The organism is Streptomyces sp. TS71-3 (assembly GCF_018327685.1).
Lineage (GTDB): Bacteria > Actinomycetota > Actinomycetes > Streptomycetales > Streptomycetaceae > Streptomyces.
Genome location: NZ_BNEL01000003.1, coordinates 1,233,822 through 1,257,567 on the forward strand (window position 1 = coordinate 1,233,822; position 23,746 = coordinate 1,257,567).

Here is a 23,746-nt window from a genome sequence, read left to right on the forward strand (position 1 = left end):
CCGGAGCGAACGGGTTCGGACGTGTGTCCACGCTCTCGACCCTAAACGGCGGACGTCCCGCCCGCGATGGCGCCTCGTCACGCCCGGCGGCTCCGCCGGGACTGTGGTCAGGGACTACGGGCAGGGACTGCGGTCAGGGACTGCGGTCAGGGACTACGGGCGGGCGCCCGGGGCCTTCGGCGGCTCGCCGCCGGCGGGACGTTCCGTGCTGCCCGCAGGCACGTCGGCGGTGTTGCGCCGGAACAGCAGGTCGCGCACCACGTGCCCCTTCTCCTCGCCCTGCTCCTCGAAACGGGTGCGGGGGCGGAACGGCGGACGGGCCGCGAAACCACCGTCGGCGCTGGTGTTGTCGAAGCAGGGGTGCGCGGTCAGCACCCGGAGCATCTGCTCCGCGTACGGCTCCCAGTCGGTGGCGCAGTGCAGCAGCGCGCCCGGCTTGAGGCGGCTCGCGGCGAGGTCGAGGAACGCGGGCTGGATCAGCCGCCGCTTCTGGTGCCGCTTCTTCGGCCACGGATCGGGGAAGTAGACGCGCAGCCCGTCGAGGGACGCGGGCCGCAGCATCATGCGCAGCAGGATGACGGCGTCGCCGTTCGCGACGCGGATGTTGGTGAGGCCGGCACGCTCCACGAGGGCGAGCAGGTTGCCCTGGCCGGGCGTGTGCACGTCGACGGCGAGGATGCCGGTCTCCGGATCGTCGGCGGCCATCCGGGCGGTGGCGTCGCCCATGCCGAAACCGATCTCCAGGACGACGGGCCGGCCTTCGAAGAGCGAGTCCAGATCGAGCACGCTCGCCCCGTCGACCTCGAACCCGAACCGCGGCCACAACCGCCGCAGCGCAGCGGCCTGCCCGGAGGTCACCCGCCCCCGCCGCGGCTGGAAACTCCGGATCCCCCGCTCGACCCGCCCCCGAACAGGATCGGCCGCGGGCCCGGCACCAACAGGAAACATCCGCTTACGCTCGCCCCGGTCCCCCTGCCCACCCGGGCGCTCTTCATCCTCCGCCACAGTTCCTCCATCCTACGGACCCTCACGAGCACGTCGAGCCCCACGGTCACCACGGTCACCACTAGAGGGGCGCGGGGCTGTGCCGATGCGCGGCTCCGTGGGCGCGAAGAGCCACGAGGAACGCGTCAGGTGTTAGCGGGGATCAGGGGGACTCACCAGGGGCGCGGGGAACTGCGCAAACAACCACGACGGACGCGTCGGACGATCACGGGGAGCAAGTGGCACCTGATAAGGGGCGCGGGGAACTGCGCGAAGAGCCACGACGGACGCGTCAGATCGTCACGGGAAGCAAGCCGCACCCACCAAGGAGGAGGGAACCGGGGCACTACGCCCCGGAAAGAACCCCCAGCGCCCGCCGAGCCACCTCACGCCCGATCGGCAGCGAAGCGGTAGCCGCAGGCGACGGCGCGTTCAGAACATGCACCGTCCGCACCGACTCCCGTATCAGAAAATCATCCACGAGCGTCCCGTCCCGCAACACCGCCTGCGCCCGCACCCCCGCAGCCGCGGGAACGAGATCCCCCACGGAGATCCCCGGCAGCAACCTCCGCACCGCCTCCGTGAACGCCTGCGGGGACACCGACCGCCGCAGTTCCCCGGCCCCGTACCGCCAGTGGCGGCGGGCGATCCGCCAGGAACCGGGCCACGCGAGCGTCGCGGCGAGCTCCCGCGGCCGGACCGTTTTCCAGCCGTATCCCTCACGGGCCAGCGCCGGCACCGCGTTCGGCCCCAGGTGCACACCGCCGTCGATACCGCGGGTGAGGTGCACGCCGAGGAACGGGAACGCCGGGTCGGGCACCGGATACACCAGCCCGCGCACCAGCTCGGGCCGGGCCAGCTCGTAGTACTCGCCGCGGAAGGGGACGATCCGCATCCCGGGCTCGTCGCCGGCGAGGCGCGCCACCTCGTCGCAGTGCAGCCCCGCGCAGTTCACCAGCACCCGGCCCCGCAGCACCGCCCCGTCGGACGTGCGCACCGCCACACCCCGCTCGGGCCGCCGGTCGATCCGCGTCACCCGCGCGCCGTAGCGGATGCGTGCCCCGGAGGCCTCCCCGAGGTGGCGCGCGACCTGCTGGTAGTCGCAGATGCCGGTGGTGCCGACGTGGATGGCCGCGATGCCGCGCACATGCGGCTCGTACTCGGCGATCTGGGCGGGTCCCAGCTCACGGACCGGGATGCCGTTCTCGCGGCCGCGCTGGACGAGCGCGTGCAGACCGCGCAGTTCTGCGCGGTCGGTGGCGACGATCAGCTTGCCGGTCTGGGCGTGCGGGATGTCGTACTCGGCGCAGAACTTCAGCATCTCCGCCGCGCCGCGCACCGCGTACCGGGCCTTGAGCGAGCCGGGGCGGTAGTAGATGCCGCTGTGGATCACGCCGCTGTTGCGGCCGGTCTGGTGGCGTGCCGGGCCCTGCTCCTTCTCCAGGACCGTCACCCGGGTGCCCGGGGCGGCACGCGTGAGCGCGTACGCGGTCGACAGGCCGATGATCCCGCCGCCGATCACGAGCACGTCGCAGTCGGTCCCCGCCACACGCCCCACCTCCCACGTCCGATAGTGCACTGCACCACTGGCGACGCGCTCAAACCCGGTGGTGGCATGCCATGCGCCCCCCGGGGTCCGGTCGGGGCCCGGCCGGGGTTCCCGGACGCCTACCGTCCGGGCGACAGAGCGGAGAACGGCGCCGGGGCCCACCCACAGGCGGGCGGCCCGGGAGCCGCCGAAACCGCCCCATCGGCCGCCCGCCGCGAGGGCCCGCGACGACGACCGGGTCCCGTCAGGGCGGGCGCTCGGGGCCCCGCCCGGACGGTTGCCTGCGGCCCCGCCCGGGACGCGGGCTCGCGGACCGCCACGGCCCCAGGACACCGGAGCACGGCAGACCAGACACCCGGCCGGGTGCCCGAGCGGGTATCCGACCAGGCACGCGACCGGCCCCCGCCGGGACCGGAGCGGGCAGGTCCGACGACGGACGGTGCCGCTCCGGTCCCGGCAGGGTGCCGTGGCCGTACCGCACGGGGCCGTCGCCGGCCGCCGTGGCCAGTCGGGTCACGCCGGCGCCATGAGCAGCGGGCGCGCCCGCTCCCGCAGCTCCACCACGCGCGGCTCGTCCCCGTAGGGCTCCAGCCGGTGCAGCAGGTCCCGGACGTACTCGGTGGTCCGCGCGGACGAGGTCCGCCCGGCCACCTCCACCGCCCGCACGGCCTGCTCGCAGGCCGCGTCGAGGTTCCCGGACTCCAGCTCGGCGACCGCGGAGACGACCAGGCGCAGGCCGTGCGAGCGCACGAACTCCTCCGTGGGCCGGGACAGCGCATGCTCGCTGAAGCGCCGCACCTGGCGGGGGGCCTTCAGGTCGCGGTAGCACTCCGCGGCGTCCGCCGCGAACCGGTCGTAGGAGTAGAAGCCGAGCCAGGACGGGTCGTTGTCGCCCTCGCGGGAGCGCTCCAGCCAGCCCTCGGCCGCCCGCAGCGCGGCCCCCGCCGCCTGGGCGTCGCCCGCGCGCGCGTGGGCACGCGCCTCGACGAGCCGGAAGAAGCTCATCGTGCGGGCGGTGGCCAGGCCGCGGTTGCGCTCCAGAGCGGCCTGGGCCAGGTCCACGCCCTCGTCGCCGAAGCCGCGGTAGGTGGCCTGGAGCGACATCGATGCCAGCACGTAGCCCCCCAGGGGGACGTCCGCGGCGGCACGGGCCAGGCGCAGGGCCTGGATGTAGTACCGCTGCGCCGCCTCCTGCTGACCGGTGTCGAAGGCCATCCAGCCGGCCAGCCGCGTCAGTTCGGCACTGGCGCCGAACAGGGCGCGGCCCACCTCGTCGGAGTACGAGGCGAGCAGCAGCGGCGCCGCCTCGACCCTGAGGCACTCGGGCACCATGGAGGAACGCCAGTCGCCGCCGCCGTACTTGGAGTCCCAGCGGCGGGCGTCCTCGGCGGCCTCACGCAGCTTGCGCACGTCGCTGTGGCCGACCTTCAGCGGACCACCGCCGCCGGACGGGCCGGCGTTGCGCTCCACGGAACTGTCGGCCGGGGTTATGAGCCAGCGCGACGCCGGCGTCGCATACGCACTGACCGCGAACGAGCCCGCGAGGGACTGCCAGATACCCCCGCTGCCGGCTCGCCGGCCCGCGAGGTCGAGACGGTAGAGCTCTGTCGCCGACTTGACGGCGGCACCGATGTCCCGAGGGAAGGCGAGGCCCACCTCCGGTGCCGGGTCCGCGTCAGCCAGGCCGATCTCGTGCAAAGGCACGGGACGGCCCAGCTTCTGTCCGATGGCGGCCGCTATCAGGTGCGGCGCAGCGCCCTGGGGCACCATGCCCTTGGACACCCACCTGGCGACCGATGTCTTGTCGTAGCGGAGCGTCAACCCGCGTTGCGCTCCTAGGTCGTTGACCCTGCGCGCGAGTCCCGCATTACTGATTCCCGCGAGGGCGAGGACGGCGCCGAGCTTTTCGTTCGGCCCGCGTTGGTCCCTGGACATGCGCCACCCCTCGACACAGAAGGCTGCCATGGCGGTCGCACCACCGCCCGGCATTCGTACCGTGCCCACACGGCCGCCCTCCCCGGCCCCCCGGCCGCAAGAGCGGGTGTCCGAGCCCCGGGGTATATGCCACCGTGAAAACACAGGCACACACAGGGTAGTTCGGTGCATCCCAAGCGTTAAGAGGCATAGTTCCGGATGGCGAGATTGTTGCCCGTCGCGAAGTGCGATCATGCCGGCGCGCGCTCCGCGCGTGTGGCCGTGCGCCTGGCCGTGCGCTCTTCTCCGGCCACGGTGGGAGCGCTTCGATGGATCACGCGTGGGTCGGCCCGCTGTACTGGGTCCAGTGGGCTGGGGGACACCGCCGCCTCCATCCCCGCGGGCGGCGGACCGGTCCGGGAGGCGAATCCCGCCTCCCGGACCGTGAGTTGGGTCCGCCCGCTGGGATGGAGTGCGTAGCGCGATTTCATCCCGGCCGAAATGGCTGAATCCCGCCCTACGGAGTCGGGCCCTTCGGGGCCCGGCGGCCTCCTCCGCCCGGCACTCGGGCGTCAACCGTAGGGCGGGGTGTCTCCTTCCGCGCGCTCGTGCACGGCTCGTGCCGCCCGGGGCCTCCCCGGGCGCGGCGGCCGTGGCGCGCTCGCCCGCTCCGCCGAGCTCCGAACGGCCTTGGGCCGCCCCAGGGCGCCCCGTTGGCCCTGTCCGCCTCCGGGTCCGGCTCCGTCCGCACCGTGGGGGCGCGCGCGGGTACCAGATGCACGCACCGTGACGACGCGCTCCGGTCGGCCCGCACCACGCGACCCGCGGGGACCCCTGCCCGCCCCTCCCCGAGCCCGGCCCCGGGCGGCCCCGATACGGCGCCCGGAAGGGTGACTCCGCGCCGCCGATTTCCGTATGCACTTGTGAAGTCGAGCAATGTCAACGCGCCTGGGCGCCCGGGGAGTCCGCCGGCGGAACGCCCCAACGGGCCTCCACAAGGGCGCGTTACGGGGCCGGTGCGCCACGTGTCACAGGGCCGGTGCGCCACTGCGGTGCGCCCTGACCCGCGCCCCGCCCCGCCGCGCTCGCCCCGCCGAGCCCCACCCCGCCGGGGCGCACGGCAGCACGCGTGCCGCGGACATGGTTGTGCCGGGCCCCATAAGCAAGTACTTGTGGTGCGTCACCCGTCGCATGCCAGGGGCGCATGCGGGAGCACGGAAGCCGTTCTGTAAGCAGCCTTGTGCGCCTCCTTCGTGGCAGCATGGTCCCGTTCGTGCAGTGTGGTGGTTCCCTCGGCGCCCTGGTTGCACTGGTCGCAGTGCTCGTAGTGGTTGTCCACGGCCTGTGGAGGCGGCAATGCGGTGGTTGGTGGGGTGGAGCAGCGCCACCGCGGGAAGCGCCAGGTCGTCAGGGGTACGCCCGGCCCCGGCGGGCGGCTGGAGCGACATCGAGGGCGAGACCGTGCACCCCGTGGGCTCCCAACTGCTGTGGGGGGACCCCGATCCGCTGTGGGCCGTGGGCGACTGGCGCCCCGACGAGGTCCGCGTCGTCAAGGCCGACGCCGAGACCCGCATCGCCATCCTGGGCACCTGCGCCGCCAGCGACGAACAGCTCCGCGTCGCCATGTTCGCGGCCCGCGGCGGCGCCCTGAGACACCTCACCGCCTGGGCGGGCTGCTACACGGCCGTCGTCCAGGTCGGCCGCCGCGTCGCCATCCTGGGCGACCTCGCCGGCGCGCGCCCCGTCTTCTACACCCCCTGGGCGGGCGGCACCGCCTACGCCACCGCCGCACTCCCGCTGGCCGACCTCATCGAGGCCCCCCTCGACATCGGCCACCTCGCCGCCCTGCTCGCCGCCCCCGACGTGCCCGAGGCGATCCAGGACTCCACGCCCTACGACGGCGTACGGCGCATCCCGCCCGGCCACGCGCTCATCCTGCGCACGGGCGCCCGCGAGATCGCCGGATACGAGCCCACGGCCTCCCTCGCCGTCGCCGCCCCGCCGGTCGACGCCACCAGCGCGCTGGACGGCCTCCGTGACGCCCTCGTGGAGGCCGTACGCGCCCGTCTCGCGGCCCCGCGGCACGTTCCCGGGGCCGGCATCGACCCGGGCCCCGTTCCGGGCATGGGACCGGCGGAGCGGCGCGCGGCGCGCGGCATGCCGGTGCCGGGCATCGGCGCCGACCTCTCCGGCGGCCCCGCCTCCGGCACCCTCGCCCTGCTCGCGGCCGGCCTGCCCGGCATGCCCGGCACCGTCCTCGGGCACGGCACCGGCGCCGGCGAGCGGCTCCTGGCGGTCACGTTCAACGACCTCACGGTCGCCGGCCAGCAGGACGAGGTGGAACGCGCGGGCGCCATCGCCGCCAACCCCCGCCTCCACCACGTCGTCGTCGCCGGCGGCGAGGAGACCCTCCCGTACGTCAGCCTCGACGCCCCGCTCACCGACGAGCCGGGCCCCTCCCTGGTGGTCGCGGGCCGCCACCGCGCGAGGCTCGCCGCGGGCAGCGCCGACCACGTCACCGGGCACGGCGCGCGGCAGGTCCTCGACGCCCACCCCGCCCGCCTCGCCGACCTGCTGATGGACCGCAAGCGCCGGCATCTGGTGCGGCCCGTCGCGGCGCTCGCCAAGGCGGACGGCTCCGTGATGGTCCCCGCGCGCGTGTACGGCGCGGCACGCCGCCTCGCCCGCACGCCCTACCGCGCGGGCGTCGACGCCCTCGCCGAGGCCCTGCTCCGCCGCCGCTTCGACGAACCGGCCGATCCGTCAGGCCCGGTGGGCGCCTCGCTCGCGGCGCTCGCCTGGGGCAGACCCGGTCCTGCCGCACGGTGGCTGACGGGCGAGGCCCTGGCTGAAGTATCGGTTCGCCTGAGCGCCGCCATGGCCCGCCCGGGACCCGGTTCCGGGCTGCGGCCGGGCGACTTCCGCGCGCGTGCCGCCCTCGCCCGGCACGCCGCCGACCTCCGCGTCCTCGAACAGGCCGCCGAGATCCGCTTCCAGCGCCTGCACACCCCGTTCCTGGACAACCAGGTCGTCCGCGCCTGCCGCGCCCTGCCCGTCTCGCTGCGCGTCCAGCCCGGCGCCCGGGCCGGCATCCTCCGCAAGGTGCTGGAGGGCTCCGGCGTGGCCGAGCTGCCCCCGGGCTGGGGCGCCCCCTCGCCGGCCGGTGCCACGGCCACCCAGCGCATCGGCATGCGCGCCGCCATAGGGGATCTCGTCGGCCTCTTCGACACCCCGCTCCTCGCGGAGGCCGGACTCGTCGAGGCCCGGGTGGTCCGCAAGGCCCTGCGCGCCGCCTCCGAAGGCGAACCCCTGCCGCTCGACGGCCTCGCCGACCTGGTCTCCCTGGAGGTCTGGCTGCGCCGCCTCCTCGCCCGCCGCGGCACCTGCTGGACCGGCACCCCGTCCCGCCAGCGCGCCGTCCCCTCCGGCAGCGTCGTCCCGCAGCGAACCGCTCTGGGGGCCGCACGGCCGCAGTGAGGCGGTGGTCGGGGCGGGCAGGCGTTGGTTTCGGGTGATCCCCGGCTTTTTCGAGCGGCCACGGGGTGGTTTCGGGTGATCGCGGGGCTGATCTTCGGACGGCTACGGGTCGGTTTGGGATGGTCGCCCAGCCGGTTTCGAGTGGCCGCGAGCCGGTTCCGAGCGGCCATGCGCGCGTGGACGGTCGATCCCGGCCGCTCAGTGAGCCGTGCGGTCCGATGAGCCTCAGTGAGCCGTGCGGACCGATGAGTCGCTCGCTGAGCCGTGCCGCGCGATGAGCCGCGCACGCAGCCGTGCCGCGCCATGAGCCGCTCACGCAGCCGTGCAGCCCGATGACGAAGGCCGTGCACCGGTGCGGGGGCGACATCCCCTCGTGCCTCAAGTGGGAGCACGCCGCCCTCGCCGCCGGGTGTGGGTTACGACACCCCGGCAGCGCACCGAGGAAAATCGGCCGCTCAGTGGCGCATCGGCGGTGAGAATGGACCCGTGCGGTACCAGATCCTCGGCGCAACCGCGGCGCAGACCGCCCAGGGCGACCCGATAGCCCTGGGCGGCCCACGCCTGCGCGCGCTGCTGACCGCTCTGGCCCTGCACCCGGGCCGCTCGGTCACCACGGGCACGCTCATGGCGGAGGTCTGGCCCGACGATCCTCCGTCCGACGCGTCCGCCGCCCTGCAAGCCCTCGTCGGCCGCCTGCGCCGGGCGCTGGGCAGGGATGCCGTCGCCTCCGACGCGGGCGGCTACCGGCTGGCGGCCGATCCCGACGACGTCGACCTCTTCCGGTTCGAGCGGCTGGTGCGCGAGGGCACCGAGGCGCTCGGCCGCGACGACGCCGTCACCGCGGCCCGCACGCTCCGCGAGGCGCTGGCCCTCTGGCGGGGACCGGCCCTCGCCGACCTGCCGGACCGCAGCGCTGCCACCCGCCCGGAGGCCCAGCGCCTGGAAGCGGCACGCGCGCGCGTGCAGGCCGATCTGCGTCTGGGCCGCGCCTCCGAGCTGATACCGGAGCTGACGGAGCTGACCACGGTCCACCCCTACGACGAGCCCCTGCACGCCCTGCTCATCCGGGCCCTGCGCGCCGCCGGCCGCGGCGCCGACGCCCTCGCCGCGTACGAGCGGGCGCGCCGCACCCTGGCGGACGGCCTGGGCGCCGACCCCGGTCCGGAGCTGCGGGCCATGCATGCCGAGCTTCTGAGCCCGGGCGGCGGGCCGGTGGATGGGGTCACCCCGAGCGCCTGGGCCGGCCGGGGACCCTCGCGTGCACCGTCGGATCGGGGCGCACCGAGTGCCGCTCCGGGCTCGGGCACCCCGAGTGCCCTGTCCGGCCAGGTCACCCCGCGTACCGCGCCGGACCGGACCTCGCTGGACGGGGCCCCGCTGGACCAGGCAGCCCCGAGCGGACCGCCCGGGAACCGCGCCACATCCTCACCCACCATCGGCGAGGGTCCCACCGCCTCGGACCCGCCCTCCGCAGCAGACGGAGCCACCCCGGGGCCCGGCCCATCGGTGCACCCGACACGACCGGCGCACCCCGACGACGCCGCGCTCTCCCCGCTGTCCCCGCAACCCCTGCCGCCCCCGCACGCCTCACAACCCCCACCGTCCTCACACCCCCCGCCGCTAGCGGACCCGCTCCCCTCCCCGCCGCCCCGGCACTTCGCACCGCCCCTGCCGGCCCCGCACGACCCGGCGTCCGCGCGCCGTTCGCAGTCCTCACCGCCCGTGCCACCCCGCGCGCCGGCTGACCGGAAGGGCAACCTTCGGCCCCGGCTGACCTCGTTCGTCGGACGGGAGCCCGAACTCGACGCCATCCGCACGGACATACGCACCGCACGCCTGGTCACCCTCACGGGGCCGGGCGGTTCGGGCAAGACGCGCCTCGCGGAGGAGGCCGCCGCCGGCCATCCGGGGGCGTGGCTGGTCGAGCTGGCCCCGCTCGACAGCCCGGAGGCGGTCCCCGGAGCGGTCGTCAGCGCCCTGGGCCTGCGCGAGACGGTGCTGCTGACGGCCGACAGGACCGTCCCGCAGGACGACCCCGTGGCCCTGCTCGTGGAGTACTGCTCGGCCCGCGAACTGCTCCTGGTCCTCGACAACTGCGAGCATGTCGTCGACACCGCCGCCCGGCTGGCGGAGACCCTGCTGACCCGCTGCCCCGGGCTCACCGTCCTCGCCACCAGCCGCGAGCCCCTGGGCGTGCCCGGGGAGTGCGTGCGCCCCGTGGAGCCGCTGCCGCCCGACCCGGCACACCGTCTCTTCGCCGAGCGCGCCGCCGCCGTCCGCCCCGGTTTCGACCCGGCCCAGGACCCTGCCGCGGTCGACGAGATCTGCCGGCGCCTCGACGGCCTCCCGCTCGCCATCGAGCTGGCCGCCGCCCGGCTGCGGCTGCTGACGCCCCGCCAGATAGCGGACCGCCTCGACGACCGCTTCCGCCTGCTGACCAGCGGCAGCCGTACGGCCCTGCCGCGCCAGCAGACCTTGCGCGCCGTCGTCGACTGGTCCTGGGACCTGCTCACCGAGGAGGAGCGCACGGTCCTGTGCGAGGTCTCCGTCTTCGCCGGCGGCTGGGAGCTGCCCGCCGCCGAGGCCGTCTGCACCGGCCCCGCCGCCGATCTCATCGGCGCCCTCGTCGACAAGTCCCTGATCGTGGCGAACCCGGTCGAGAGCCCGTCGGGCGGCCCCTCGGGCGGGATGCGCTACCGCCTCCTCGAAACGATCCACGAGTACGCGGTGGAGCGCGCCGCCCAGCGCCCCACCGTGCGCGCCGGAGCCGAGCGCCGCCACAGCGCCTACATCCGCGCCCTGGTCGAGGAGGCCGAGCCGCTGCTGCGCTCCGCCGAACAGCTCCCCTGGATCCACCGCCTGGAGACCGAGCTGGACAACGTCCGCGCGGTCCTGCACCGCGCCCTCGCCGCCGGCGACGAGGAACTGGCCACGTCGGTGGCCCTCGCCATCGGCTGGTTCTGGTGGCTGCGCAACTACCGCAGGGAGGGCACCGACTGGATCCTCCGCATCCTCCGCCTCGCCTTCCCCACACCCGAGGAGCCCGGCGCCGCGCCCGGCGAGCCCGGCACCCCGTCCACCGGCACGTCCTCGCCGGGTCTTCCCTCGCCGTCCGCGGGCACACCGTCGTCCACCGCCCTCCCCGCGGTGCGCACCGGCAGGCACTCCATCACGGAAGGTCTCGCCTCCGAGGTGCCCGGAGCCACCGCCGCCGACCACGCTCGCCCTCTCACGGGCGGCTCCCCGGACCCGACCGTCCTGAGCTTTCCGACGACGGCCGCCGGCGAGCAGGTCGACGACACGGACCACCCCCTGTACTGGCCGCGGATGAACCTGTGCCTGATCTACATGTTCCTGGTGGCCGACACGGGGCCGGTGGGCGCACTGCACGACGAGCGCTCCCGCGCGTTCGTCGCGCGCCTGCGCCGCGCCTTCGAGCGCCCCGGTCCCGAGTCGGCCCGCTTCCCGGGGATCATCTGGCCGTTCACGGTCTTCTTCCTGGACGGGCCGGCCGCCATCATCCCCGCCCTGAACGCCAGCATCGACAACTGCCGGACGTACGGCGGCGACTGGGAGGTCGGCTGCCTGCTCATGTTCCGCGCCCACATGGGCATCGACGGGCCTGCCGACATGGCCGCCATCGACGCGGACCTGGCGGAGCTGCGGGAGCTCAGCGGCCGGATCGGCGACCGGTGGATACGCGCGCAGGTGCGCAGTGCGAGCGGTGAGGCGGCCATGGCCCGCAGCAGGTTCGGGGAGGCCAAGCAGGAGTACGAGGAGGGGCTGCGCCTCGCCTACGAGGTGGGGGCCTACGCGGAGACCCCGTTCCTGCTGGCCCGGCTCGGCGAGATCGCCTACCGCGCCGGCGACTATGGCCTGATGGCCAAGCTGGTCGACGAGGCGGCCGACGCCGCCGACCGCTACGGCGTGCACGACTCGCGCACCTTCATACGCCTCCTGCGCGGCCTCATCGCCCTGGACCGCGGCGACGTCACCCAGGCCCGCGCCCACTACGACGCGGCGCGCGCCGAGGCCGCGCACGGCAGCCCGCCACCGCAGTTCACGGCCCTGCTGAACGCCATCGAGGGCCGCGTCGTCGCCGCCGAGCGCGGCCCGGCGGCGGGGCTTCCGGTGCTGGTCGCCGGGCTGCACGAGGCGCTGGTGGCCCAGTGCGCCGACACGCTGACGGCGAGCCTGATCGACACCGGCGCCCTGCTCGTGGCGGAGCTGGGTGACCATAGGCGCGCGGTACGGCTGCTGGCCGCCGGGCTGTCCCGGCGGCACGGCTGTCCCAGGCCGATGCCCGAGCACGCGGCGGCCGAGAAAGCCGAGGCGGAGGCGGTGGCAGCCCTCGGCCGGGACCGCTACGAGGCCGAGCGCGCGGCGGGCGCCCGTCTGGAATCCGACGCCGTCCTCGCCGAACTGGCCGCCGCCGTCGGCGCCGAACCACCCCGCCCGCTGGCGGAGAGCCGCCCCCTCTGGCCGCCACCGCCCCTCTGACCACCGGCGCGAGGACGCCTCGCGACCGCCGGCACCGATCAGGTGCTCGGCTCAGCGGCAGGTGAAGCGGGACTCCGCCCAGTCCGCGAGTATCAGCCCGTCCAGCAGGCCGTGCGGCTCCACGACGAGCCGGACGGTGCTGTGGCCGTTCAGCGGCACGTGCACGGGCATCGCCGGCCGGCCGCCCTTCACCACCGGCGACTGCCATATCCGCACCCCGTCGGCGAGCACGGAGAACCGCACCGCGCCCAGGCCCAGCGTGGTGTCGTCGATGCCGACCAGCGCGTCGTAGGCGGAGCAGGAGCGGTTGAGGTCGATGGTGACGGACGACGTGCCGTGCACCGTGACGCCGTGGGCGTACCGCACGTGTCCCGTCCGCAGGCCGTGCCGCTGCCACACCCAGCTGCCGCCGAGCCGCATCTCCGGTTTGCTGCCGTCACCGACCGGGCCGTACGCCAACTGGCTCCACTGGTAGACGACCGGTACCGGATCGGGCGGCGGAGGTGCGGGAGGAGTGGACGGCGGCGGAGGTGCGGGATGGGTCGGGGGCGGTGTGGGCGCGGGCGTTGGCGGCTTGCCTGACGGCGTGGTGGGTGGCGTGCTGTGCGGTGGCTTCTCCGCCGCAGGTGCCGCGGCGTTGCCGGGCGCGGTGCCCGGCGGAGTGATCGGCATCGGTTTGGCGACCGGCGGCAGTCCGGGGCCGGGCTTGTGCGGTGTGGGCGGCTGCGCCGTCGGCGGCTGCTGCGGTGGCACGGGTTCCGACGCCGGTGGCCTGGCGTCGTGCTTGCCCGGCGGTGTCGCCTCACCGCCCACGAGGGCGAGGGCCACCACGGCCGCGGCCGCCGCTGCCACCGTCGCCGTGAGCCCGGCCTTCACCGGCGTGCTCAGCCCCGAGGAGCCGGCCCCACCGGAACCGGAGCCCGCGGAACCGGAAGCCGCGGACGACCCACCGCCCGCGCCGCCGCTGCCTGTGCCCGTGGCCGTCCCTGAACCGCTCGCCGCGCCTGCCCCCGCGGTACCGGAAGCGCCGCCCGAAGTCCCGCCGGCCGCGGCTCCCGCCGCGGTCCCGGCCGCTCCCGCGGCGCCGCCCGCGAAGAGCGCCGCCACCTTCGCGTATCCGGCGGCGCCGAACCAGCCGATGACCGCGACCGGTACCACGCCCGGAATGCCCCCTGCGACCTCCTTGATCTGCCCCGCCGCCAGCCGGCACCGCGCGCATTCGGCCAGGTGCTTGCGGAGTCCGCGCTCGGCGCGGGCGCGCAGGCTGCCGCGTGCGTACGCGCCCAGCCGGTCGGCGAACCGCGCGCACTCCTCGTCGGCGGCCAGCGCCGCGCTCACATGCGCCTGGAGATACGCCTCCTTGAGGCCCTCACGGGCCCGGCTCGCCAGCACCCTCGCGCCGTTGGCGTCGAGGCCGAAGAGCGTGGCGACCTGGCCCGGGGACTCGTCCTCGACCTCGGTGTGCCACAGCACCGCCTGCCACCGCTCCGGCAGGCTGCGGAAGGCCTGCATGGCCAGCGACTGCTCGGCCTCCCGCATGGCCAGCACATCCGCGCCCAGGTCGACGGTCACGTCGCCGGGGTAGTCGGCGCCGCGGGCGGACTCCGCCGCGAACGCCGCGAAGTCGTCGACCAGCTCCTCCCGCCTGCGGGACTTGGTCCAGCCCGCGGCCACCCGCCGCACGGTGGACAGCAGGTAGGCGCGCACGGCGTACTCCGGCCCGGCCCCGCCGCGCACCGCCTGGAGCATCCGCGCGAAGACCTCGGCCGTGAGGTCGTCGGCGGTGTGCGCGTCCCGGCAGCACGTGCGCGCGTAGCGGCGTACCGCCGCGGCGTGCCGGCGGAACAGGTCCTCGTAGGCGCTGTCGTCGCCCGACCGCATACGCGCGATCAGGTCGGCGTCGGACGGCGCGATGGTGCCGGCCGGAGGGGGCACCGTGCCGCCGGCCGGGTCGCGTCCGGTGCCGCCGGCCGGGTCCGCCGCGCCGTCCGGCTGCTGCGAGGCACCACCGGGCCGGCCGTCAGATGCCGTGCTCCCGGAGCCCGTTCGCTGTGCGGGCACGCTCACGCCGTCCGGCATGCCCTTGTCGCCGAGTGATTCGTCCCGCCCGTCACCGCTCATCGGGGAAAGCCTCCGCTTGCCCGTATGCCCCACCCATCGGCTCAGCGTGCCACACCATCAGGTCCGTCAGGGCCCCCTTGGACGCCGTCACCCTCCGGTGCTCGTCCCTTCCGCCCGCTGGTCTCCCTCCCGTCCCGCCCGTCACGGCCCCGGGCTCCACCGCACCCTGCCGACCTGGACGATCACCGCCCGGCGCGGCTGGCCACGACCCCGCCGGGCACCCAAGGCGTCCCAGCGGGGACCGAACACGCCCCCGGGGCGTCGAACACCGGTCCGCGGTGCCTGGTCGCGCACCGCCGAGCCGCGTGACGTCACGCCCTCGCCGAACCGGTGTCCGTGGCAGGGCCCCTACCGGCCGGAGCCCCCTACCGGCCGGCCCGATCCCCAGGACCCGCCCCGCGCCCGGCTACCCGCGGCCGGGACGCGACCGCAGCCCCTCCAGGAGGATGTCGAGCAACCGCTCCGACGCGGCCGCCTGCTGCGCGGCGTCCGGCAGCGCGGGCGCGGCCGTGGCTATCACCAGCAGTACGTCGGACACCGCGACGTCCGGGCGCAGCTCGCCGGCGGTCCTGGCCCGCTCGACCAGCCGGCCGACGACGTCGAGCAGCGCACGCGCGCCCGGTTCGTCCAGCAGCCCCCGGGGCTCGCTGCCCGCCGGGCGCCGCTCGGCCTGAGCGGACCCCACGAGCCGCAGGTCGGGTGCCGTCCGCCCGGAGGACGCTCCCGCCGCGGGAATCCTCTCCGCCCCGCCGGACTCCCCGGCGCCCGTGCCGCGCTGCTGCGGAAGCCCGTGCCCGGCGTGGCCGGTGCCGCCGCCGTCCCGCTCGAAGCCCGTACCGGACTCGGCACGGACGGCTTCGAGGTCGACCTCGACGCTCAGTATCTGCGGCGGCAGCAGCCGCCCCGCGCCGGACGCCACCGATGTGCGCAGGAAGCGGGAGAGGGCCGACCACGGCTCCTCCTCCTCGCCCAGCGCGGCACGCGCCTGGTCGGCCAGCCGGGCGGTCTCCTCCTCGGCTATCCGCCTGACCAGCACGTCCTTGCTGGGAAAGCGCCGGTAGACCGTGCCCACACCGACCCGCGCGCGGCGCGCCACATCCTCCATCGGCGCCCCGTACCCGAGCTCGCCGAAGACCTCTCTCGCCGCACGCAGGACGTGCTCCAGATTGCGCTGTGCGTCCACCCGTAGCGGAGCCGTCCGGCCTCCGCCCGAGGCGACCTTGCCGCCGCCACCGCCGACTCCGCTGGGAGCGACTGCGGGCGCGGCAGACCAATGAGAGTCATGAACGTGCATGAATGTTCCCCCGGTAATGACGTCTCCCCCCGGAGACTCTCCCCGTCATCGACAACCGGAACGGTGGGGAACAACCCAACGGCGCGGCCCCGGTGCGAGCCTGCCGAGCGCATCCCCCAGCGCTCCGCGTCACACGAACATAGTTGAGCTGGGGTCAATTCAGAAGAGGGAGACCCCTGGCGACCCCCCGCCCGATCGGGCTACTCACCGGTTCACCCCCGGACACACCCCGCACCGGCACCCCGCATGCCCCTTCTGACCTGCGGAGATTTCAGATATCCCAGCAATTCGGCGGGTTGGTCATTCGTACGACTTCCAGTCATACAAATTGCTGAGCCTGTGGACAAACGCACGGTTGCGATGCCTCATGGGAAGGTGAAGGCCTCACTATCACCCGGGACCACTCCCGGCCCCACAGCGGCCAGGCGCATTCTCGTCGTGGGCGGCGGCTACGTCGGCATGTACACCGCCCTGCACCTCCAGAGAAGGCTGAAACGCGAGCTCGCACGGGGCGAGGTCGAGATCGTCGTGGTCACCCCCGACCCGTACATGACCTACCAGCCGTTCCTGCCGGAGGCCGCCGCGGGATCGATCTCCCCGCGCCACGTCGTCGTACCGCTGCGCCGGGTCCTCGACCGGAGCCGGGTCGTCATCGGCGAGGCCCAGTCCATCGACCACGCCAAGCGGACGGCCACGCTCGCCACCCTCTCCACCCACGAGGAGGGCACGGGACCCGTGGAGATCGGCTACGACGAGCTGGTGCTCGCCCCCGGCTCCGTCTCACGCACCCTCCCCGTGCCCGGCCTGGCCGACCACGGCATCGGCTTCAAGACGGTCGAGGAGGCCATCGGCCTGCGCAACCACGTCATCGAGCAGATGGACGTCGCCTCCTCCACCCGCGACCCCGCCGTCCGCGACGCCGCCCTGACGTTCGTCTTCGTGGGCGGCGGCTACGCCGGCGTCGAGGCGCTCGGCGAACTGGAGGACATGGCCCGCTACGCCGCGCGTTACTACCACAACATCCAGGCCGAGGACATGAAGTGGATCCTCGTGGAGGCCACCGGGCGCATCCTGCCCGAGGTCGGCGAGGACATGGGCACCTACGCCGTGCGCGAGCTGCGCGGACGCAACATCGACGTCCGCCTGGACACCCGCCTGGAGTCCTGCGAGGACCGCGTCGCCGTCCTCGACGACGGGTCCCGCTTCCCGACCCGGACGCTCGTGTGGACCGCCGGCGTCAAACCGCACCCCGTCCTGGCCGCCAGCGACCTGCCCCGCAACGGGCGCGGCAAGCTGGCCTGCACCACCCGGCTGGCCATCGAGGGAGTGCCGCACGCCTGGTCGGCCGGCGACGCCGCCGCCGTCCCCGACTCCACCTCCGACCGGCCCGGCGCCGAGTGCGCCCCCAACGCGCAGCACGCCGTACGCCAGGCCAAGGTGCTCGCCGAGAACATCGCCGCCACGCTCCAGGGCGCACCCATGAAGGAGTACGCGCACTCCTACGCCGGCTCCGTCGCCTCCCTGGGGCTCCACAAGGGAGTCGCACATGTCTACGGACGGAAGCTGAAGGGCTATCCTGCGTGGTTCATGCACCGCGTCTACCACCTGAGCAGGGTGCCCACCTTCAACCGCAAGGCCCGCGTGCTCGCGGAATGGACCCTCTCGGGCTTGTTCAAGCGTGAGATCGTCTCCCTGGGCTCACTCGAACACCCTCGTGCGGAGTTCGAACTCGCGGCCGGGGGGAAGCCCCCCAAGGACCCGAAGGAGTCCTCCTGAGCGGAGCCCGGAACTCCAAGAACCGGACAACCGTCTGACGGATAACGGATTTCCGCCCCGTCGGCCAGACTGGATCCGTGACCATGGGCGGTGCCCGCCCCATCAGGGAAGCGTCCGCCCGGCGACATCCATGACACCCCATGACATCGCTGACACCCCGGCACCCCGGCGTCCCCCACAATCGCAAGGCAGCTGTCCCGTGCTGTGTCTCCCCGGAGCACCCCCGGGACCGCCGTAGAGGGACAGGCCCACCCGACGACACGAGGCAAGAATTCGGTGAACTTCACCCGCTGGAGCGCCCGGCTCTCCGGAACGCAGCGTCGCGCACGCACCGACAGCGCGACCTCCCCGGCACAGCGAGGGGAGAACGCCGTACCCGCGGCCCGTGCCGAGCAGCAGGCACACCAGGGCAGACCCGCCGACCAGACGCACGGTGTCGCAAGCCCCGAGAACACACCCCTGTCGCCGGCGGGGGTCACCGACGCGCGCGTACGCGAGATCCTCGACCGCCTCCCCGCCCTCGTCGTCCTGGTGCACGGCCGCGACCACCGCGTCAGCTACGTCAACGACACCTACCAGGCCGCCTTCGGCCCCCGCCCGCACGGCGCCCCCGCCCGGGAGGCCCTCCCCGAGCTGGACGAACTCGGCCTGCTGCCCCTCCTCGACCAGGTGCTGCGCAGCCACAAGCCGCGCACCGTCAAGTCCCGGAAGGCGCCCGACGGCCGCTCCTACACGTTCACCTGCACGCCCGTCGAGTCACCCGCCGCCCACGAGGACGGCGGCGTCCTGATCTTCGCCGCCGACGTCACGGACCACGCCGAGGTCGCCGAGCGGCTCCGCGCCGGCGAGCGCAGCCAGCGCGAGACCGCCGTCACCCTGCAACGCTCCCTGCTGCCGCAGAAGCTCGAGGAGCCCGACGACCTGCGCATCGCCGCGACCTACCGCCCCGGCGGCACCGAGGCCGCCGTCGGCGGCGACTGGTACGACGTCATCACCCTCGGCGGCGGGCGCACCGCCCTCGTCATCGGCGACGTCATGGGCCGAGGGGTGCGTGCCGCCGCCGTCATGGGCCAGCTCCGCACCGCGGTACGGGCCTACGCCCGCCTCGACCTGCCCCCGCACGAGGTCCTCCAGCTCCTCGACGGCCTCGCCGCCGACATCGACCCCGACCAGATCGCCACGTGTGTCTACGCCGTCCACGACCCCAACGAGGGCCGCCTCGTCTACGCCTCCGCGGGCCACCCGCCCGTCCTCGTCCGCGGCGAGGACGGCACAGTCCGCCGCGCCGACGAACCCACCGGACCCCCGCTCGGCACCGGCGGCTGGCTGCACTCCTCGGGCTCCGTGCCGCTCGGCCCCGGCTGCACCGCCGTGCTCTACACGGACGGCCTCGTCGAACGGCGCGACAAGGACATCGACGAAGGCGTCACCAACCTGGAGGCCGCCCTCGCAGGCGCCACCGGCACACCCCAGGTCGTCTGCGACCGCCTGCTGCGCACGGCCGGGGTGACGGCCGACCACGACGACGACGTCGCCGTCCTCGTCCTCCAGCACACCGCGCGCAGCGGCCCCGACCGCGACCTCTTCCGCAACGCCGCGCTCGACCTGCTCGGCGGCGTGGAAGCCGCCCCACGCGCGCGTGCCTTCGCCTCCGGCGTCCTCACCAGCTGGCGCTTCCCCACCGAACTCCACGACCTGGGCGTCCTCGCCGCCAGCGAGCTCGTCGCCAACTCCCTCCAGCACGGCACCCCGCCGATGCGGCTCAGACTCCGCCGCACCGACCGCCGGCTGATCATCGAGGTCACCGACGGCGACGACCACCTGCCGCGCCGCCGCCGGGCCGAGCCCGCCGACGAAGCGGGCCGCGGCATCGCCATCGTCGCCACCATCGCCGAGAACTGGGGCGCCCGCCGCACCCCCGACGGAGGCAAGGCGGTGTGGTGCGAGTTCACCCTGCCGTCCACACCGCCGCCGTCCCGAGCACCCCGCTGACGGCCGACGGCAGCGCTCAGGCGTCCGCCGGGGCCGCCGGCACCCGCTCGGGCTCGGCCGGGGACCCGCCCGCGGCGACCACCCTGCTGCCGGCGGGGTGCGGCAGATCCTGCGCCGGCGCCAACCGCCGCCCGAAGTGGACGGCGAGCACCGTCACCCCCAGAGAGAGCGCCACGAACGTCGCCACGTAGGGCGCGTGCCACGCCGCCGCCATCGGCCCGCCCACGGCGGGGCCCACCGCCAGAGCAAGCTGCTTGACCAGCGCGAAAGCGGAGTTGTACCGGCCCGCCATCCCGGCCGGCGCCAGATCGGCCACCATCGGCGCGAGCGTCGGCGACAGCATCGTCTCGCCCAACCCGAAGAGCGCGTAAGCGGAAACGAACACCGTCGTCGCCATCGCCTGCCCGCAGCGCCCCAGGCCGGCGAAACCGGCCGCCGCCCACGCCAGCGCCCACACCAGACCGACAGCGGCGATCACCCGCGACCGCCGCCGGCGCTCCACCAGCCGCAGCACCGCGAACTGCGCCACGACGATCATCGCCGTGTTCGCCGCAAGGGCGATCCCCAGGCTGGACGGCGATATCCCCGCCGCGTCCACACCGAAGGCGGACAGCCCCGACTCGAACTGCCCGTAGCAGACGAAGAACACCACGAACGCGAGCGCGCAGAACTGCACCATGATCCGGTGCGACAGCAGCGCACGGACACCGCCGCGCCCGGCAGCCTCGCCATCGCCCGGAAGCACCTCGCCACCGCGGGCGGCGACGAGCACCTGGGGGACCCGCACCGACAGCACGATGCCGGCGAGCACCAGGAACATCACCGCTTCGATCGCGAACAGCAGCGTGAAGCTGCCCGGACGGTGCACGTCGACGAGCTGTCCACCCAGCAGACCGCCCACGCCGAGGCCGAGGTTCTGCAGGAAGAACTGCGTGGCGAAGGCACGCGTGCGCGTGGCCGCGCCCGAGCACCACACGATCAGCGTGGCGAGCGCGGGCTGCATCACGGCGGTGCCCGCACCGAGCACCGACGCCGACAGCAGCGCGACGGGCGCACTGTCCGCAAGCCCCAGGCCCACCGAGCCCGCCGCCGCCGCCAAGGCAGCGCCCACCAGGACCGACAGCGGACCGCGCCGGTCGATCACCCTGCCGACGAAAGGCAGCACGAACAGCGCCGCCAGCGCGAACGCCGCCAGCACCAGCCCCGCGGCACCGGCCCCGAGCCCCCGCACCTGCGCCACGTAGACGTAGAGGAAGGGGACCGTGAAACCCACCCCGAACGCACTCAGCGCGCTGCCTGCCTGAACCCGCCGCACCGCGGCGCCCACCTCCCTGGTCACTCTCACTCCCCTGAAGTCTTCACACTTAAAGTTCGACTGTTAACTTTATATAATGAAGGACTTCAACGCAAAGGAGAGCCGTGCCATACTGGCCGCATGGACGACACCCCGCATGCGCGTGAGCCGGCGATCGAGGACCAGATCGCCGCCTACCAGCGAGAATTCGAGGAGCTCGACCCCCAGGTCGAGCAGATCGTCTCGGCACTCGGCCGCCTCAGCCGCCGCATGAACGTCGCTTACGGCCGGCAGAACGCCACGCTCGGCATCAGCAACGCCGAGTGGGAGGTCCTCAAGGCACTCGTCCTCTCCGGCAAGCCCTACCGACTCGGCCCCGGCGACCTCGCCAAGCGCCTGGGCCTCACGCCCGCCGCGATGACCCACCGCATCGACCGCATGGTCGACGAGGGACTGGTCACCCGGGACCGCGACGAGAGCAACCGGGTACGCGTGATCGTCGAGATCACGCCCGAGGGGCGCGACAAGTGGCTGGAGGCCATGCACCTGGCCTCCCTCTTCGAGCAGGACCTCCTCCAGGACCTCTCGCGCGACGAGCGCACATCACTGGGACACGTCCTGGTCCGTCTGCTCCGCCGCGTGGAGCAGACCCAGCACGACGGCGGCGGACGCCTCGAAGACCTTGACTGAGCCGCCTCGGCGGAACTCAGTTGACAGCCTTCCGAGTGATCCGTAAAGTTCTTCGAGTTGCCACGGAGCCGTAACACTTCCATGGCAGCGCATCCCGCCGCACCAGCGGCAATCCCAAATCTCAGTACCGCCTCCCGGTGGCATTGAATTCGGCGCGCCCGAAATTCGATACGGTCGGCTCGATTATGAGCCTCCGGGAGACTGGGCTAAGGTTTGGATCGCCGGAGCGGCCGCAAGACCGCGAAGGCACCGCCGTAACGGCGACCCTGCTCCGACCGGGGAAATCGGGTCCGAAGGATCTGATAGAGTCGGAAACACCGAAGGGAAACGCCCGGAGGAAAGCCGCGAAGCAGGTTTTCGTGGTGAGTACGAAGGAAGTGTCCGTTCCTTGAGAACTCAACAGCGTGCTAAAAGTCAACGCCAGATATGTTGATACCCCGTCTACCCGAAGACGCTTGCACTGGGTCTTTGTGGTGACGTGGTTCCTTTGAAGTAACAAGAACACAGCGAGGACGCTGTGTGCGGGAAGTTGTATTCCGCTTCCTGCACCGCTCTCGTGATGTGTGAATCCCGCACCGTGTGTGTGGGTGAGACATTCACGGAGAGTTTGATCCTGGCTCAGGACGAACGCTGGCGGCGTGCTTAACACATGCAAGTCGAACGATGATCCGGCTTCGGTCGGGGATTAGTGGCGAACGGGTGAGTAACACGTGGGCAATCTGCCCTTCACTCTGGGACAAGCCCTGGAAACGGGGTCTAATACCGGATAGGACACTGGGAGGCATCTTCTGGTGTGGAAAGCTCCGGCGGTGAAGGATGGGCCCGCGGCCTATCAGCTTGTTGGTGGGGTGATGGCCTACCAAGGCGACGACGGGTAGCCGGCCTGAGAGGGCGACCGGCCACACTGGGACTGAGACACGGCCCAGACTCCTACGGGAGGCAGCAGTGGGGAATATTGCACAATGGGCGCAAGCCTGATGCAGCGACGCCGCGTGGGGGATGACGGCCTTCGGGTTGTAAACCTCTTTCAGCAGGGAAGAAGCCTTAGGGTGACGGTACTTGCAGAAGAAGCGCCGGCTAACTACGTGCCAGCAGCCGCGGTAATACGTAGGGCGCAAGCGTTGTCCGGAATTATTGGGCGTAAAGAGCTCGTAGGCGGCGTGTCGCGTCGGTTGTGAAAGCCCGGGGCTTAACTCCGGGTCTGCAGTCGATACGGGCATGCTTGAGTTCGGTAGGGGAGATCGGAATTCCTGGTGTAGCGGTGAAATGCGCAGATATCAGGAGGAACACCGGTGGCGAAGGCGGATCTCTGGGCCGATACTGACGCTGAGGAGCGAAAGCGTGGGGAGCGAACAGGATTAGATACCCTGGTAGTCCACGCCGTAAACGGTGGGCACTAGGTGTGGGCGACATTCCACGTCGTCCGTGCCGCAGCTAACGCATTAAGTGCCCCGCCTGGGGAGTACGGCCGCAAGGCTAAAACTCAAAGGAATTGACGGGGGCCCGCACAAGCGGCGGAGCATGTGGCTTAATTCGACGCAACGCGAAGAACCTTACCAAGGCTTGACATACGCCGGAAAACCGTGGAGACACGGTCCCCCTTGTGGTCGGTGTACAGGTGGTGCATGGCTGTCGTCAGCTCGTGTCGTGAGATGTTGGGTTAAGTCCCGCAACGAGCGCAACCCTTGTCCCGTGTTGCCAGCAGGCCCTTGTGGTGCTGGGGACTCACGGGAGACCGCCGGGGTCAACTCGGAGGAAGGTGGGGACGACGTCAAGTCATCATGCCCCTTATGTCTTGGGCTGCACACGTGCTACAATGGCCGGTACAATGAGTTGCGATGCCGTGAGGTGGAGCGAATCTCAAAAAGCCGGTCTCAGTTCGGATTGGGGTCTGCAACTCGACCCCATGAAGTCGGAGTCGCTAGTAATCGCAGATCAGCATTGCTGCGGTGAATACGTTCCCGGGCCTTGTACACACCGCCCGTCACGTCACGAAAGTCGGTAACACCCGAAGCCGGTGGCCCAACCCCTTGTGGGAGGGAGTCGTCGAAGGTGGGACTGGCGATTGGGACGAAGTCGTAACAAGGTAGCCGTACCGGAAGGTGCGGCTGGATCACCTCCTTTCTAAGGAGCACTCCACGTCGGCTTAGACCGA

At 73.0% G+C, this 23,746-nt stretch carries 11 protein-coding genes and 1 rRNA gene; 6 read left to right on the forward strand and 6 right to left on the reverse strand.

Translation table 11 applies throughout. The annotated features are described in order from the left end of the window. Window positions 1–153 precede the first annotated feature (153 nt). From trmB to Sm713_RS29660, 3 genes are all read right to left on the reverse strand, one after another. Window positions 154–948 carry a tRNA (guanosine(46)-N7)-methyltransferase TrmB gene (trmB, locus tag Sm713_RS29650; protein ID WP_212913061.1) on the reverse strand — a complete coding sequence of 265 codons (795 nt, stop codon included), beginning with the start codon at window positions 946–948 and terminating at the stop codon, window positions 154–156. 382 nt (window positions 949–1,330) lie between these two features. Next, the gene (gene lhgO / locus Sm713_RS29655) at window positions 1,331–2,542 is read right to left on the reverse strand and encodes an L-2-hydroxyglutarate oxidase (RefSeq protein WP_374196130.1); all 1,212 of its coding nucleotides are present in this window, start codon (window positions 2,540–2,542) and stop codon (window positions 1,331–1,333) included. Window positions 2,543–3,046: 504 nt separating this feature from the next. Further along, entirely contained in the window at window positions 3,047–4,468 is a 1,422-nt protein-coding gene (locus tag Sm713_RS29660) for an MFS transporter (RefSeq protein ID WP_212913063.1), read from the reverse strand. 1,335 nt (window positions 4,469–5,803) lie between these two features. Here Sm713_RS29660 and Sm713_RS29665 point away from each other — a divergent pair. Continuing rightward, window positions 5,804–7,924, forward strand: coding sequence for an asparagine synthase-related protein (locus Sm713_RS29665; RefSeq protein ID WP_212913064.1), 2,121 nt, complete (start codon window positions 5,804–5,806; stop codon window positions 7,922–7,924). Window positions 7,925–8,410: 486 nt separating this feature from the next. Next, a complete protein-coding gene (locus Sm713_RS40825; protein WP_249416781.1) occupies window positions 8,411–12,424 on the forward strand; it encodes a BTAD domain-containing putative transcriptional regulator in 4,014 nt (1,337 codons plus the stop codon). 51 nt (window positions 12,425–12,475) lie between these two features. On the opposite strand, the gene Sm713_RS29680 is transcribed toward Sm713_RS40825, so the two are convergent. Next, on the reverse strand, window positions 12,476–14,545 hold the full coding sequence (locus tag Sm713_RS29680; RefSeq protein WP_212913065.1) for a sigma-70 family RNA polymerase sigma factor: 2,070 nt from the start codon (window positions 14,543–14,545) through the stop codon (window positions 12,476–12,478). Between the two features lie 406 nt (window positions 14,546–14,951). Next, on the reverse strand, window positions 14,952–15,839 hold the full coding sequence (locus tag Sm713_RS29685) for a TetR/AcrR family transcriptional regulator (protein WP_212913066.1): 888 nt from the start codon (window positions 15,837–15,839) through the stop codon (window positions 14,952–14,954). A 360-nt stretch (window positions 15,840–16,199) separates the two neighbouring features. Between Sm713_RS29685 and Sm713_RS29690 the strand changes: the two genes are divergently transcribed. Together Sm713_RS29690 and Sm713_RS29695 are read left to right on the forward strand one after the other, a co-directional pair. Next, window positions 16,200–17,615 carry an NAD(P)/FAD-dependent oxidoreductase gene (locus tag Sm713_RS29690; RefSeq protein WP_212913067.1) on the forward strand — a complete coding sequence of 472 codons (1,416 nt, stop codon included), beginning with the start codon at window positions 16,200–16,202 and terminating at the stop codon, window positions 17,613–17,615. Between the two features lie 276 nt (window positions 17,616–17,891). Continuing rightward, window positions 17,892–19,607 (forward strand): SpoIIE family protein phosphatase, encoded by a 1,716-nt coding sequence (locus Sm713_RS29695; protein ID WP_212913068.1) that lies wholly within the window; start codon window positions 17,892–17,894, stop codon window positions 19,605–19,607. Between the two features lie 16 nt (window positions 19,608–19,623). Here the strand turns inward: Sm713_RS29695 and Sm713_RS29700 are convergent, their stop codons facing one another. Beyond that, window positions 19,624–20,934 carry an MFS transporter gene (locus tag Sm713_RS29700; RefSeq protein WP_212914938.1) on the reverse strand — a complete coding sequence of 437 codons (1,311 nt, stop codon included), beginning with the start codon at window positions 20,932–20,934 and terminating at the stop codon, window positions 19,624–19,626. A 108-nt stretch (window positions 20,935–21,042) separates the two neighbouring features. On the opposite strand from Sm713_RS29700, the gene Sm713_RS29705 reads away from it, so the two are divergent. Continuing rightward, complete coding sequence (locus tag Sm713_RS29705; protein WP_212913069.1) at window positions 21,043–21,591, forward strand: MarR family winged helix-turn-helix transcriptional regulator; 549 nt, start codon at window positions 21,043–21,045, stop codon at window positions 21,589–21,591. Between the two features lie 595 nt (window positions 21,592–22,186). Further along, a 16S ribosomal RNA gene (locus Sm713_RS29710) occupies window positions 22,187–23,715 on the forward strand. Window positions 23,716–23,746 lie beyond the last annotated feature (31 nt).